This is a genomic window from Marinimicrobium sp. C2-29 (assembly GCF_038419845.1).
Classification (GTDB): Bacteria; Pseudomonadota; Gammaproteobacteria; order Pseudomonadales; family Cellvibrionaceae; genus Marinimicrobium.
The window spans coordinates 197,453-212,521 of record NZ_JBCAQT010000001.1; the positions used below are offsets into that span (position 1 = coordinate 197,453).

Annotated in this window: 7 protein-coding genes; 2 read left to right on the forward strand and 5 right to left on the reverse strand. The window is 55.8% G+C overall.

Annotated elements, in window-relative coordinates:
* Nucleotides 1-31 precede the first annotated feature (31 nt).
* Nucleotides 32-2,962, forward strand: a complete 2,931-nt coding sequence (locus AAE484_RS00920) for an SPOR domain-containing protein (protein WP_341936438.1) — start codon at nucleotides 32-34, stop codon at nucleotides 2,960-2,962.
* 581 nt (nucleotides 2,963-3,543) lie between these two features.
* Nucleotides 3,544-6,342 carry a sensor domain-containing protein gene (locus AAE484_RS00925; RefSeq protein ID WP_341936439.1) on the forward strand — a complete coding sequence of 933 codons (2,799 nt, stop codon included), beginning with the start codon at nucleotides 3,544-3,546 and terminating at the stop codon, nucleotides 6,340-6,342.
* A gap of 311 nt (nucleotides 6,343-6,653) precedes the next feature.
* Here AAE484_RS00925 and AAE484_RS00930 read toward each other — a convergent pair whose 3' ends face one another.
* From AAE484_RS00930 to AAE484_RS00950, 5 genes are all read right to left on the reverse strand, one after another.
* Entirely contained in the window at nucleotides 6,654-6,899 is a 246-nt protein-coding gene (locus tag AAE484_RS00930; protein WP_341936440.1) for a TIGR02647 family protein, read from the reverse strand.
* 179 nt (nucleotides 6,900-7,078) lie between these two features.
* Nucleotides 7,079-9,580: a ThuA domain-containing protein gene (locus tag AAE484_RS00935; protein WP_341936441.1), complete on the reverse strand. Its 2,502-nt coding sequence runs from the start codon at nucleotides 9,578-9,580 to the stop codon at nucleotides 7,079-7,081.
* A gap of 342 nt (nucleotides 9,581-9,922) precedes the next feature.
* Complete coding sequence (gene fusA / locus AAE484_RS00940) at nucleotides 9,923-12,010, reverse strand: elongation factor G (RefSeq protein ID WP_341936442.1); 2,088 nt, start codon at nucleotides 12,008-12,010, stop codon at nucleotides 9,923-9,925.
* Nucleotides 12,011-12,212: 202 nt separating this feature from the next.
* The gene (locus AAE484_RS00945; RefSeq protein ID WP_341936443.1) at nucleotides 12,213-12,722 is read right to left on the reverse strand and encodes an MOSC domain-containing protein; all 510 of its coding nucleotides are present in this window, start codon (nucleotides 12,720-12,722) and stop codon (nucleotides 12,213-12,215) included.
* Between the two features lie 510 nt (nucleotides 12,723-13,232).
* Nucleotides 13,233-14,609, reverse strand: a complete 1,377-nt coding sequence (locus tag AAE484_RS00950; RefSeq protein WP_341936444.1) for a DUF4145 domain-containing protein — start codon at nucleotides 14,607-14,609, stop codon at nucleotides 13,233-13,235.
* Nucleotides 14,610-15,069: the final 460 nt, after the last annotated feature.

Below are 15,069 nucleotides of genomic sequence, written 5' to 3' on the forward strand. Positions count from 1 at the left end.
TCGCAGCTGCAAGCAGTGCCTGGATCTATGGATGGCGCTATTACTTGTGATGGTGGCTGCGCCGGGATATACGGCTAGAGCGGAGGACCCTGTCCTCCTTCTTCTCGAAGTCAGACTCGATCACACTGTCCTCTCCGGAGCGATTCCCGCGTATGATCTCCATGGACACACCTATCTCCCGATGGGGGAGCTGGCGCGCCTACTGACCATTGCTATTCAGACGCAGCCCGCGGAAGGTACTGCCAGTGGTTTCGTTCTGCACCAGGATCGCAGCTTCAGCCTCAATGTGGCAGACGCTCAGGTAAGCCGCGCGGGGCTCCTCGAGAGCATAGACCCTGCCCTCATAATGCAGGAACCAGACGATCTCTATGTGGCGCGTAGCCTATTGGAGCGCTGGCTACCCGTGGAGTTTGCCATTGAGCGCTCAAGCCAGGTGCTAACCGTCAAAGCGCTTGAGGAGCTGCCTCTGCAGGCGCGTCTTCGGCGTGAACGTAAGGCGGATCGCTCGCACAACCGCGGTGGCTACCAGGCTCCTCAGTACCCGCTTCTTCATTCTCCGTACCAAATGATTGACACGCCTTTTATCGACCAAACGCTTACCGCGGATGTGGGAGAAAGAAATGGCCAGCCTGTTTCGGCCAGCCGCTATAGCGCGCACCTGACGGGCGATCTTTTGGGGCTTGAGTCATCCGTATTCTTCAGTGCTGACTCTGAAGGTTCGGATCCGGAGGTCCGCGCGACCGCGGGGCGGCGCGATCCCGAAGGTCGCCTTCTCGGCTTGATGCGCGCGCGTTCTTATAGTTTCGGAGACCTCTCGTCACCTAGAGTTGCCAATATTATGAAAGCGAATAATGGGCAGGGCGTGTCCGTCAGCAATCGTTCGCTCCACCAGCCGACTCAATTCGATAGCCAGAGCTTCGAGGGCGACCTGCCGCCGGGCTGGGATGTGGAATTGTATTACAACAACAGTCTAGTGGACTTCCAGCAAGTCGGCAGTGATGGTCGATACCGCTTTGAAGACCTTCCGTTAAGCTATGGCCGGAATGATTTTCAACTAGTGTTCAATGGGCCCTTGGGGCAAACGCGTGTCGAGAACTACAGTTACCCGCTTGACCAATCCATGACCCGTCCCGGTGTATTCCGTTACGACTTTAAGGGACACCAGGATGAGCAGGGCAATGAGCGCTTTCTGGGGCAATTCGATTTGGGGGTTCTGCGGAACCTGTCAGCCAGCGCCGCTTTCATGAGCGCGCCCATCGATGGTACCCCAACTTCTTTTACTCGTGTTGGGCTCCGTACTTTTTGGCAGTCGGTTAGCTTGAACGGGGGCTACACAGAAGCGGAAAACGGGGGTCATCTGGGCGAGCTAGGTCTGCAGACACGGATGGCCGGGATTTCGGTAGACGCCAGCCGGCTGTATGTGAGCGATTTCGTGAGTGATGAGTTTCTCCGCAGGTCCGATCCGATAGTCACACGGGACGAGCTCCGGCTGACCGGTTCATTCGAGCTGGCACCAGACTGGCACCTTCCGGTGAGCATGGAATACGAGCGCGATAAACATGACTCAGGTTTGGCGGATACACGCATTAGCAATCGGATTTCAGCTTACGTCTTCCGCGCGGCCATGACAAACAGGCTGCAATGGCGTTCGGTGGGGGGGGACGAGCAAGCCTTAGGGGCCTTTCTATTGAGTCGCCGGTTGTACGACGTCAGTCTACGCGGCTCGATCAATTACCGTCTGTTGCCCTTCAGAGAAACCTCCTCGGTTGCCCTAACGGCCGATTACAATCTGGCCGAAGGCTATCGACTGAATCTCGGCGTCAGTCGCGATCTAGTGAATCCTGAGACGCGATGGAATATAGGTCTTAGCAAATCTATAGGACGTTTCGGCTTAGGTCTGAATGGCCAGTACTCTGACACTGGAGACTATAGCGTCGGCCTGAGGCTCTCCATGGGTTTGGGGAGAGAGCCCAGAACGTCGGACTGGATACCCAGCGCCCGCGCCATGGCGGGTTTGGGCGCGGCATCGGTGCGGACGTTCGTCGATGAGAACGGAAACGGCATTTGGGACGAAAAAGAGGAGCCTGTCAGTGACGCAGGTTTCGTGGTCAATGGAGCTCGCCGCGAGTTTCGTACCGATGAAGACGGCATTGCGCAGCTGGGGCGGTTGCCGGTTGCTCGCTATGTCGACGTGGCCGTGGACCGGTCGACGTTGCTCGACCCCCGGTGGGAGCCGTCGGTGGAAGGTGTAAGCCTGGTGCCGCGCCCGGGTCACGTGGCGCAAGTTGATTTTCCCGTGCAGGTGACAACTGAAATTGACGGCACTCTGTCCCTCTGGGAAGATAACACTGCGCGTGGTATTGGCGGGATCAAAATGGAGCTACTCAATGTAGACATGACTGTGGTGGGCGAAGCGACCACAGCCTGGGATGGGTTCTACATTGTACCTCGTGTGCCGAGTGGAGAATATTACCTGAGGGTCTCGCCCGAGCAGTTGAACGAGCTCGGGTTGCGCGATACTGGGTTCCGCGTATTGGAGGTATCGGCGAATGAGGGCTACATCAGCGGTGTAGATATGCTGGTCCTCAGGCCGCAACCAGAGACCCGCTCCACTCCCGCATCAGGCCAGCGGCCGGTCGAGACCGAGGTTGAGAACGCGGCGAGGAAGGAAAACTGGATTTCTCGGCAGCGGCCCGGTAACTTCACAATCCAACTGCTCTCTGCGAGCCGGGAAATTACAGTCAAAGCGTTCATGCGCCAACATGGACTCATCGAAGAAAGTGCTTATTTTGAGTCTCGTTATCGGGGTGGCCCGTGGTTCTCTGTCGTGCATGGCAGTTACGGAAGCGCCGAAGCAGCTCAACGTGCGCTGGATCGTCTGCCTGCTTCATTTAAAGAAGCGTCTCCTTGGGTACGACGGTTTCGTGATGTTCATCGAATTATGGAAAGCTCATTGTTTTAAATTTCGAAGCGCCGAGCAAAGGCAATCGCGGGTAGATCAGTGGCAAGCCATCGGCCAGTTTGCCAACCCCGACACACTTCAGATCCGGCCTGGGTCGTGTGCGTCAAAGCCCATCGACTTGCATATTACCCCATTCTTCCAGTTTTACCTCGGAGTCATCGAAAGCCACCTCTTGCAAGGCAACGCTGTCTATTTCGGTGTTGGATGGATGAGCGATTATCCGCTCAATGTAGCGAGTTATAGGATTATCTATTTTTCTGCTTCAAATGCATAACCAAACCAAATAGTCAGAATTATCCTGTCCTTAGGTCATCCCCTTATATGTCGATAAGTGACACTTCGAAAATTTTTGTTGTTCTCTTTCTACGAACTACGCCTCTAGAAATCGTCATTGTCCACCGCCCCCAAACGTGAACTATTCAACGGAGCGGATTACTAAGGAGCGTGTATCAGAATGGGGGATTGGTTGCCTGCAATATTCCGCTATCATTCGGGTCTTTTAATAGGTAGAGTCCGGGGAACGCGCTTAGGGAAATGGCTCTCGAAAACCCTTTTACTCGTAGTCAGTTGGCCCCGTTCCCATGCCCCCACACGCACACATCACCGATGAGCGCGCTCCCGCTTGGCTGGAAGCGCTTCCCGACTCTGCCGCCCTCATCGATGAGAGCAGCACCATCCTCGCGGTCAACACCCTTTGGCGCGCGTTCGCCCTGGACAATGGAGGTGCTCCTCAAGCTTATCTTGGAGAAAGCTACCTTAAGGTGTGTCAGAGTGTCCCCGCCGATGAGGTTGGCGATCTACCCCAACAGCTGGAAGACGTCCTCAAAGGGACCTCCAACTCACTGGAGTGGGAATACTCATGCCATTCTCCTTCGGAACGCCGCTGGTTCCGGCTCACCGCCACCCGTATTCGGGAGCAGGGCCAGTATTATGTCGTGTTGATCCACCGCGACATCAGCTATGGGCGCCTGTCTGACGAAGCGGCCAAGGCGTACGAGCAGCAACTCGAATCTGTTCTCGCTCACACAAGGGAGGGCCTGGTCGTAATCCAGGGGCAGGGGATCATTCGCTACGCGAACCTCCGTGCCTGCGAGTTACTGGGAACTCGGCATGAACATCTGATTGGCCAGAATCTCAGCATCCCCACACCTTCCTCGACCAGGCAGACCCTGGAAATCGACTCCCCTGGAGAAAAATCGCGCACCCTTGAGATCTACAACGTCCAAAGCGAGTGGGAGGGTGACCCCGCCTGGCTGGTCCACCTTCATGACATTACCGATCAGGTAGCCGCCGAGCGAGCCTTGAAGGAGAACGAAGACCTCCTGGAGCGCACCAACCAGGTGGCCCGTGTGGGTGGCTGGGAAACGGACCTGGCGACGGGCGAGCTATGGTGGACCGCCGTCACCCGTGACATCATCGAAGTCGACCGCAGCGAGCCCGCACCACCCCTGGATGAAGCCCTACCCCGTTTCTATAAGGGCGAGAATTACCACCAAATACGCACAAACCTGCAGCACGCGATTGATCATGGAGTCACGGCTGATTTTGACACCCAGCTCCAAACCGGAAAGGGCCGAACCATATGGGTTCGCGTCCAGGCTCAACCAGAGCTGAAGGATGGCAAGACCATTCGATTGCTCGGAACCTTTCAGGACATCACCGAGCGCAAGGAGCTGGAAACCCGGCTGGCCGAATGGGGCGCGGCGTTCAAGGCCGTGGGGGAGGGCGTGATCATCACCGATGCCCAAGACCGTATCACGGCAGTAAACCCGGCCTTTACCACAATCACAGGGTATTCGGAGGACGAGGTTCGCGGCTACAGCCCCGGCATACTGTATTTCAATTCGGACGACGGCAATAGCTATGTGCCGCTATGGACGCAGCTGAAGACGCAGGAACACTGGCAGGGAGAAACCTGGAACCGGCGCAAGGACGGGGAGGTGTTCCCCACCTGGCAGACGATCAATACGATCACCAATAAAGCGGGCCAAATTACCCACTACGTGTCCATTCTGACCGATCTCTCCCGGGTCAAGTACGCCGAAAAACAGTGGGAATACTTGGCCCACCACTGCGCCCTCACCGGCCTGCCCAATCGTCGCCTGTTTACGGACCGTCTGGAACAGGCGGTGACCCGGGCGCGCCGTTCAGGCGAAACCTTTGCGGTCCTCCTTATGGATCTGAATGACTTCAAGGCCCTGAACGACGGCTTCGGCCACGAGATTGGTGATCAAGCTCTGAAGGCCCTGGGGTCCCGCATTAAAGGACTCTTGAAGGAAGGCGACACCGTGGCCCGGTGGGGCGGAGATGAGTTACTCCTGCTTGTGCGAGACCTGGAGGACGCTTCAGCCATACCCCCGCTGACCGAGTGGCTTCTGGACGTAATAGAGACGCCCTTTGTCATCGGCACTCAGGAATTCCGGCTGACAGCCAGCATCGGTATCGCCATCGGCGGGGTCTCGGATCAGTCGGCCTCGTCGCTGATCATGCAGGCAGACGGAGCGATGTATTCGGCCAAGGACTCGGGGCAGCGGTTCGCCTTCTTCGCCGAAGAGGTGGGCGAAGCCGCGCGGGAGCGTATGTACCTCGGGACGGAGCTTGCCCGCGCCCTGGAGCGGAACCAGCTGGAGGTCCATTATCAGCCCCAGGTCGACCTTCAAACAGGTCAGTGTCTGGGCCTGGAGGCCCTGGTTCGCTGGCACCACCGAGCGGAGGGGTGGATTTCCCCCGGCCGGTTTATTCCGGTGGCCGAGCAAAGTGGATTGATCCATAAACTTGGGGAGTGGGTTCTGGAAGCGGCGTGTCTGCAAGCCCGTCAATGGTTGACCGATGGTTGGGATTTCGGTCGTATGGCGGTCAACATCTCTTCCCAACAACTCAACAGCAACAGCCTGGTTGGCCAGGTCGATCGGGTACTCAATAAGACGGGGCTCCCGCCCACCCGGTTGGAGCTGGAATTAACCGAATCCTCCCTGGTTGACCCCAACATCTCGGTTTCCAACACCCTGGATGCCCTTCGATATAGGGGCATTCACATAGCAATCGATGATTTCGGAACCGGCTACAGCTCACTTGGCTATCTCAAGGATCTGCCTGTGGATCAGTTGAAAATCGATCGCAGCTTTGTGGACGGATTGCCCGAAGATAAAAAGGCCCGAGCGCTCGTCGAGACTGTCATGATTCTCGGTCGCAAGTTGGGATTTCGGGTTCTGGCTGAAGGGATAGAGACTCCGGCCCAGCTCCAGGACCTGATAAAAGCGGGATGCCTGGCCGGTCAGGGCTATCTTTTCTCAAAACCTCTCGACGCTGAAGGAATTTCGGCTCTTCAGTTCCCGTTGAAAAGACCGTCTCACAATAGTGTGGGGGTTGAAGAGGCCTAGCAAGCAGGTTACTCGTTCGAAGGAGGGGAGTGCGCCAGGGTGGATCCAGTCCGGTAGAAGTGATGACTTCATGCGCGTTGCCTGTGAATGGCCAATATTGACGCCTTCAATCGGATACAAGGCGCGCCATACACAGGCTCCGGTGGCTGCGGAAAGATTCAGCAGTTCAACGACGCCTCCCCGGTCGCCCTTGTACAACGTGCCCCTGACGAGATTGCCTTCTCTTGCCTCTTGCCTCGCCTGCTCTTTGAGGCGACTGCAGAATGACAGGACTTACACTATTTGGGGCCCCGTTTTACCGGGGTGAACCGCTAATGAACGTCGCTGCTGACCACGGCCAGTAACTTCTGTACCTGCTCTGTGACTTCGCAGCCCAGGGGGGTGAGATACCCGCCATCCTTCTGGGTGATGAGGCCCTTTTTGTGCAGGCGCTGCGCGGCGGCCACCATCGCCGGGTCGGCGGAGCTTTGATGGACCTTGATGCCCTCCATCGAAGACGATGAGTTAAACAGGGCGAGAAAGTTGAGTTCGTTGAGGTGATCCTGTGAAAAGGGCATGGCTTTTTCCTCTATTGTTTTGGTGCGCTATCCGCTGGCAGGACAAAACCTGATGGGGGCGTTCCCCCAATATAGCACCACATCTGCCCAGGGTCAGCACGGGCTTTTCAACGTGTGGGTGTCCCGTCCCTGGGTGCCCATGAAGACGCCAGTTAGCGCGCCGTTGTTCTTCGCCCCCTTTATTCGCCGTTCTGGGGAGTGATAGACAAGATATAGGCCGCCAGTTTCTCTCGTGTTTCCAGATCCAGGAAGCTGTGGGCGGGCATGGCGTGCTCGCCCCACTTGCCACTGCTGCCGTCGGCGATGGCCTGGGCGATGTAGCCCTTGGGGTCCTCCAGGTCGCCGTACTTCTGCTTGATTTGCAGAAAGCTCGGGCCCACAGAGGCGCCGCGCTCCTGGTGGCAGGCAACGCAACTGGTCTCCTTGGCGGCGGCTTTACCCTCGGCAATCTCCAGTTGGGCCTGATGCCCCGTGCCCTCAGTCGCTTCGGAGGTGGTTGTGTCGGCCTCGTTCAGTTCTGCCAGCTCAGCCTCCGCGTCGTATTCCACCACGCTCAGCTTGGCCTCTTTGCCGCCGGCCCACCACTGGGCGCCATATTCCAGTACCCACAGGCGGCCATCGGCGGTAATTTTCAGGTCGAGCGGTCCCACAAATTCGACGCCGGGGGCAAGATCTTCGATCTTCACCACATCGTCGAACTCATCGAGGGTGACCACCTTGATCCAGCTGCGCATAAAGTCGCTGATAATCAGTTTGCCCTGGTAGTACTCAGGATAGGCCAGATCGCCGGACTCCGGGTACGCACCCGCCACCAGGGCATTGCGGCCACCCTGGCCCAGTTCCGGGAAGCGCTCGGAGTTGTTGTAGGGGTACCAGATCAGGGCCGGTTGGGCCGGTGGCAGCACGTCGAGCCCGGTATTGCGCGGCGAGAAGTTCTCCGGGGCCAGGGGGTCGAACAGCTTGCCGCTGGTGCCCGCCTCATAGTCGTACATGCGGTAGGGGATATTGTTGCCCACCATGGTGGGCCAGCCGAAATTGCCGGCTTCCGTCACTTTGTTGATTTCATCGTAACCGCGCGGGCCGAACTCGTCTGTGTCTTCCTTGGCGTCGGGGCCAATATCACCGAAATAAAGGGTGTCGGTGTTGTCGTCCACGGCGATGGTGTAGGGGTTGCGGGTGCCCATCACATAGATTTCGGGGCGGCCCTCTTCACCCTCTCCGTCAGAGCCAGCAAACAGGTTGCCCTCCGGAATACTGTAGCCGCCTTTCTTATTCGGGTGGATACGCAGGATCTTGCCGCGCAGGTCCTGGGTGTTGCCGGCGCTGCGCAGGGCATCGTGGTGTTTGCCGTCGGCGGTGTTTTTGATCGGGCCGGAGCCGTTGGAGTCGAAGGGGTTGGAGTTGTCCCCCAGCGCGACGAACAGGTTGCCGTGGCGGTCAAACTCCAGATTGCCACCGGTGTGGCAGCAGGTGTCATCGTTGGGAATGTCCAGCAACACCTGCTCGGAGGCCATATCCACCGATTTCCCGTCCACCTTGAACTGCGCCAGGCGCTGCAGCAGATCGTGCTCGCCGCTCTCATCCGGAAGGTTGTACATGGCGTAGATGATCCGATTCTCGGCAAAGTCGGGGTCGAAGGCGACCGCAACCAGGCCAAACTCGATGCGCTTGCGCTCGGCAGGCGCGAAAACATCAAATTCCGCCATGACGGACATCTCTTGCGTGGCCACATCCACCCAGAGGAGTTTGCCCTGGCGCTGGCCAATCATGGCGGCGCTGTAGTCTTGGGTCACGTCAAAGCTCACCGGCTCGTTCAGGTCATCCACCAGGATGTTGCGCTTGAAGCGGCGCGGGTCGGGCTTCACCCGGGCGTAGTCCAGTGGTTGACGCTCGGCCAGGGCATATTCAAGCCCCCCGTCCAGGTGTTTCAAAAACAGCGGGTGGCTGAAAGTCTCGCTGGTGTGGCCCAGGCCGGTGTAGAACGCCCGGCCGCCATCAAACTCGTGGTACCAGGCAATGGGGTGGTAGGCGCCGTGCTGGCCGCCCTGATAACTGCGCTCGTCAAGGGTCAACAGGTCATTGCGCCGGTCTGACAGCAAAGTGAAGTCATACCACTCGTCGGTAAAGCGAAACTGCTTCGGCAGCGCCTCGGTCGCGGGGTGATGCGGCTCAACCACGTTGAGCGTGGCCTCCTGCACGTCCGCCGGATCCGTGGGATGGGACTCAAAGGCCGCGCCCACCAGGCGCCGATACCAGTGCCAGTTGCCCTCGCGCTCGGTATCCGTGGCCGAGTGAATGCCGACAAAGCCGCCACCTGCCTGGATATAGCGCTCAAACGCCAGCTGCTGCTGTTCATTGAGGATATCCCCGGAGGTGTTCACAAACACCACCGCGGCCATCGTCTGTAGCTCTTCATCGGTGAACACGCTGGCATCTTCCGTCGCCACCGGCGTCAGGCCTCGCTCTTCCACCAGGTCCGCGACCGCCTCGACTCCCGCCGGGACCGACTCGTGCTGCCAGCCGGGAGATTTGGAGAAGATCAGCACGGAGGTCAGCTGATCTCCCTGCTCAGCGGAGGAGGACTTTTCGGCCCCCCGGTCGGAGTCAGAGCAGGAGGCGGTAAGGGCGCTCAGGAGCACCAGGGTGAAAACAGCGAAAATACGGGGGGTATTGACAGTCATGGGATATATCACATTGCCGTTGGGATGTTATGGCTCGCTTGTTTATTGGGTACAAGCTGAGTGTGGAAACCGGTAGGGCGCCACTATAAACCAGACTTGGGAGTTCTGCGAGTCGGGATGACTATTACAGGGTGCTCTCTCATTGATCCAATAGCACCGCCCGAGCCTATCTCTCCGGGTGCGCCAAAGAATAGGAGATCAGTGGGTGGAATCGATCGAGGCTTGCTCTATTGTGGGCTGTGATCGGCCGATGCAGTCTCCGTCTCCTTTAATATTTCTGGTATCTCAAAAAAAGCCCCACCAGCTTTCGCTGGCGGGGCTCCGAGTGACACCAATCCGCGGTTACTTTTCGGCGGCGTCCTTCTCCTTTTCTTTGGCGATCACAGTTTCAGCCACGTTGGCCGGGCAGCCAGCGTAGTGCGAGAACTCCATGGAGAACTGACCGCGGCCAGAGGTCATGGTGCGCAGGGTGCTGATGTAACCGAACATTTCTGAAAGCGGTACATCGGCTTTAATGCGAACGCCGGTAGCGCCAGGCTCCTGACCGGAGATCATGCCGCGACGACGGTTCAGGTCACCAATAACATCACCCACGTGATCTTCCGGGCTGTACACGTCCACCTTCATGATTGGCTCGAGCAACTGCGGGCCGGCCTTGGGCATGGACTGCCGGAAGGCGCCTTTTGCGGCGATTTCGAATGCGATCGCCGAAGAGTCAACGGCGTGGTAAGCACCGTCTGTCAGCTCGACAACCACGTCCAACATCGGGAAGCCGGCCAGAGGGCCAGTGCCCATCATGGACTTGAAGCCTTTCTCGATGGCCGGGAAGAATTCCTTGGGAACGTTGCCGCCCACAACCGAGGAGGCAAAGGTAAAGCCGGTGTTTGGCTCGCCGGGCTTGATGGTGTAGTCGATCTTACCGTACTGACCGGAACCACCAGACTGCTTTTTGTGGGTGTAGGTGTCCTGGATCTCTTTGGTGATGGTTTCGCGGTAGGCCACCTGCGGCTGGCCGACGGTCAGCTCAACCCCGTAGGTACGCTTGAGAATGTCCACCTTGATGTCCAGGTGCAGCTCGCCCATGCCCTTGAGGATGGTTTCGCCGGAGTCGATGTCGGTTTCGACGCGGAAGGAGGGGTCTTCGGCGACCATCTTGCCGATGGCGATACCCATCTTCTCGGTGGCGCCCTTGTCTTTCGGGAACACCGAGATGGAGATTACAGGCTCCGGGAACACCATGGCTTCCAGGGTGCAGGGGTGCTTGGGATCACAAAGGGTATGACCGGTCTGCACGTTTTTCATACCCACGATGGCAATAATGTCGCCCGCGGTGGCGAAAGACAGCTCATTACGCTCGTCGGCCTGCATCTCAACCATCCGGCCCACACGCTCGGTTTTGCCGGTGAAGGAGTTGAGGATGGTGTCGCCTTTGCTCAGGGTGCCGGAATAGATCCGCACGAAGGTCAGGGCGCCGAAACGGTCGTCCATAATTTTGAACGCCAGGGCGCGGAAAGGCTCATCCGCAGACACGATAGCGTGCTTGCCGGTCGGGTTACCTTCTTCGTCGGTCAGCGGCTGCGGGTTCACTTCGTGCGGCGCGGGCAGGTAGTCGACAACGGCGTCCAGCAGCAGCTGCATACCTTTGTTTTTGAAGGCCGAACCACAGTAGGTGGGGAAGAATGCCAGGTCCAGGGTGCCCTTGCGGATGCAGCGCTTAATGTCGTCTTCGGTGACTTCTTCGCCTTCCATGTAGGCCATCATCAGGTCGTCGTCCATCTCGACGGCGTTTTCCACCAACTGGTCGCGGTACATCTCGACGTCGTCAACCATATCGGCCGGTACATCGGTGATGGTGTAGTTTTCCGGCAGTCCGGTCGCATCCCAGACGTAGGCTTTGCGTGTCAGCAGGTCCACCACGCCGGAGAAGGTGTCTTCACGGCCGATGGGCAGGGTCATGATCAGCGGCTTGGCGCCCAAAACCTTTTTCACCTGATCGGTGACGCGCAGGAAGTCCGCACCGACGCGGTCCAGCTTGTTGACGAAAATCAGTCGCGACACCTTGGAGTCGTTCGCATAACGCCAGTTGGTCTCGGACTGGGGCTCCACGCCGCCAGAGCCGCAGAACACGCCGATACCGCCGTCGAGTACCTTCAACGAGCGGTACACCTCCACGGTGAAGTCAACGTGCCCGGGGGTGTCGATGACATTGAAGCGGTGCCCTTTCCAGAAGCAGCTGACGGCGGCCGACTGGATGGTGATGCCGCGCTCGGCTTCCTGGTCCATGAAGTCGGTGGTGGATTCACCCTCGTGCACTTCGCCGAGCTTGTGAATTCTACCCGTCAGCTTCAGGATACGCTCCGTGGTAGTGGTTTTGCCGGCGTCTACGTGGGCGAAGATGCCGATGTTGCGGTAAAGGGATAGATCAGTCATAGCGCTCTCTAAAGCTGGGTTGAATACAGCGGGTTGAAAATAGGCGCCAATATACTGTAGGGCGGGGCATTTTGCTCGTAAAAAATGAGGAATTTCCGACCAACGGCTTAGTTTTGCCTCCTCAGTAGCCAATCCTGGTGCTCGTCCACCTGAAGGTCGCCTCTTTCTGGCCGGTCCGAACCGGTGAAAGCCTGGTCCCCTTTTATTGATCGCTCGCTGCTGCCAGGCGCACCACCGGGTCTCCCACCGTCATGCGGCCACTTTGAATGATCCGCGCACAGAGGCCCCCATAACCAAACATCGCCGCTGCGCCACCGGGGCCCAGAGCTTCGTTCATACGGGAACAGGGGTGGCAGAGGGCAGTGGTCTCCAGCACCGCTTCGCCAACCTGCAAGCGCTGATGGCGCAGGAGGTTCATATTCATTCCAGAAATCACCAGATTGCGCCGCAATAGCGCCGGATCGATACTGGAATGGCCGGTATGGCGACAGATCGACTCGATAAACTCGCGGCTGATTATTGTCACCTGGCGGGCCGAGCCAGGCGTTTTGGTCATGCGATGATCCCCCTCCAGCCCCTGATCCTCTACCGCCCAGGCACTGCCTACCACCTGAACAGCGCCTCGCCTTTCACTGCGCAAGCCGATCCATTCAAGCCGGCCCTCCGGAAGGCTTTGGCACAGCTTGTCGAGCAGACGGGCTTGGGCTTTCATGCGGCAGGTTCCTATTGGTATCGAGCGGCTGAGGACATCCTTAGACTACTTGACAGCCCCTAGCGAGGCAAATAGGCTCCAGCTGTTTGCTGATCCGCCTCTGGTTCAGCGCTATATGGCTGCCCACAAGTTGACCTCACCAGAGCCTGCCACGCGTTTTACGCCTCGCCTTCCTGACGTTAATTCTTTATTATTCCGCTATTGCCGTGGTCACAGTGATCGCCAGGGATTCGCTCGTCCAAATTCTCTCTAGGTAGGACATTTCCGCGTATCAAAGCGAAATTCCCCACCGGCAACGATCAGCTCGCCAAGTTGGGCCGCGCGAAGGCAGGTCTATTACCGGTGCTCTTCAAAATGTGGGAGTCCAGATTGGCTTGATTTATAAACCAGACTTGGGAGTGGTGCGAGTGTCCAAAACAGGACAATCCAGCTTTCAGGGTAGATATTAAGGGAATAAAGCGTCTTAATCATAGTTATTAGCTGTCTGGTGGGGGAAGGGATGATTCGGATTTAGGCGCAACATTTTTTGTATTTTTTCCCCGATCCGCAGTAGCAGGACTCATTTCTTCCGATCTTTTTTGTTGACTTTATAGGTTTTGGTTTATTTGCGTCTACTGCTCTTTGTAGACTCTCTCCAAAAGCTTTTAACTGATTTGCCATAGATCCGGCGAGATCCTGAAACTCTATGCTAAAATATCTCTTGCCATAAGAGCTTCCAAGATTAATAGACTGTGTCAGAAGCTCTTCTGCCTTTATGTCGTCCTTAGGTACTGCTTCTCCCTTGTGATGAGCTGCACCTAAAATAGCAAGTGAATCTGGGCAGCCAAGTTCTATTGCGCGATTTATGTACTCAAGTGCTAGTTCAAAGTTTGGGTCACATGCGTTACCCTCCGAGTAGAAATAGTATAAACATTGTAGTGCTAGAACCTCATCTTTCTTCTGAGCTTGAACTAGGTACTTGAGTGCTGAGTCATATTTTTCGTTCTGATAGAGATTTGATCCGTACAGCGCCTGAGCTTGGCTGTACTCTCTTTCCGCAGCCGATTTAAGGCGTGACATACCTTTTTCAGTATGCTCATCTAGAATATGAAATCCATCAACCAACGATCTGTCGGTTGCTAATTTAGAATACCTAAATAGAGCTTCAATATCTGAGTAATTTTGAACGGTTTTCTCGGGGTCTAGTTCATATCCATGAGTTCTATAGCGACTATCGATATTGGCCGATATTACGCATGAAGCATCATAGAAAGCGAGTGCGTTTGATTTCAAATTAGCGATATTTGCTAAAAATTCATTTGAGCTTATGGGGCCAGACTTTGAGTACTGTTCATCAAGTATAGATTCACAAATAATTCCAGCTTTAAGTTTTATTGTGGGGTCTGTCGCTAAAAGCGCTTCGTACAATATTTCTCGATAATCTTGCTGTCCTGCGGGTGCAAGCTCAATCACCCCTAAGTAATGGTCATCTACTAATCTGTAGTATATATCCTCCAGAATTGATGAGACGATGCCTCGGGCCTTGTGCGCACTTTCGGCTAGCTTTTGCACCCTAAACTTATGAAAGTTTGCTGCTTCATCGAAGTCTCCAGTGTAGTGTACACCAGAATTCCCTAATTTCCGGACTGCGTGGAGGTTGTCTTTAAGTAAATGGTTAACTATTTGGCATTTGAAGAGGTGGTTTATTCTAGAAAACAATCTGTCGTCTTCAAAGTTAATGTTATTATTATTTGCTAGCTTGCAAATGATAGAGTTGATAACTTCTCTGAACTTCATCAGGGAGTAATCAGGTTTAGAGTTAATAAACTCTAGTGCGATGCTGTAGTGATAGTGGATTTCTTTAGATATAGATTTGCTGATATCAATATCAGTTGTGTAGGTGGTCATTCGGGATCTCTGGTTAGAAATTTGAATTTATCGATCTTAAGGTTTAATTTTACTCAGCATTTGGAATGTCTGTTATGTCTAATTATAAAAATGTATGGTCATTTGTTGGAATAAAAAGTAATAGTTTCGTTAATAAAAATTATAGCGTTTTCGTCGATTTAAGGAGGCCCTTAGTAACCGGGCGAGAGTTGAATCGAGACGCCGGGAATCAGTGTTTATGGATTAGAGTGCGCAATATACGTTCCCGCTGTGTTCTTCTAGTGCTTTTTGAGGCCTTGTCTGGATCCCCAAGGGAAAGTTCTAGGTTGCCATATGGGATCTCGGCCAAATTTTAGCGATCCAGAAGCAGCGATTGCTGCAATTGGAGATGATGAGGAAGGAGGTATTTCAATACATTCCATCTGGTTCAGACTCTCTAATGGGCTCCAAAATGTAAGGAGGTTCTGAAAAGGGGAGTCAA

Excerpts from the sequence above, each read along its gene's own strand:
- AAE484_RS00930 (WP_341936440.1), bottom strand. The coding sequence starts at position 6,899 with ATGCCCTTTTCACAGGATCACCTCAACGAACTCAACTTTCTCGCCCTG.
- AAE484_RS00920 (WP_341936438.1), top strand. The coding sequence starts at position 32 with ATGGCGCTATTACTTGTGATGGTGGCTGCGCCGGGATATACGGCTAGA.
- AAE484_RS00925 (WP_341936439.1), top strand. The coding sequence starts at position 3,544 with ATGCCCCCACACGCACACATCACCGATGAGCGCGCTCCCGCTTGGCTG.
- fusA (WP_341936442.1), bottom strand. The coding sequence starts at position 12,010 with ATGACTGATCTATCCCTTTACCGCAACATCGGCATCTTCGCCCACGTA.
- AAE484_RS00950 (WP_341936444.1), bottom strand. The coding sequence starts at position 14,609 with ATGACCACCTACACAACTGATATTGATATCAGCAAATCTATATCTAAA.
- AAE484_RS00945 (WP_341936443.1), bottom strand. The coding sequence starts at position 12,722 with ATGAAAGCCCAAGCCCGTCTGCTCGACAAGCTGTGCCAAAGCCTTCCG.
- AAE484_RS00935 (WP_341936441.1), bottom strand. The coding sequence starts at position 9,580 with ATGACTGTCAATACCCCCCGTATTTTCGCTGTTTTCACCCTGGTGCTC.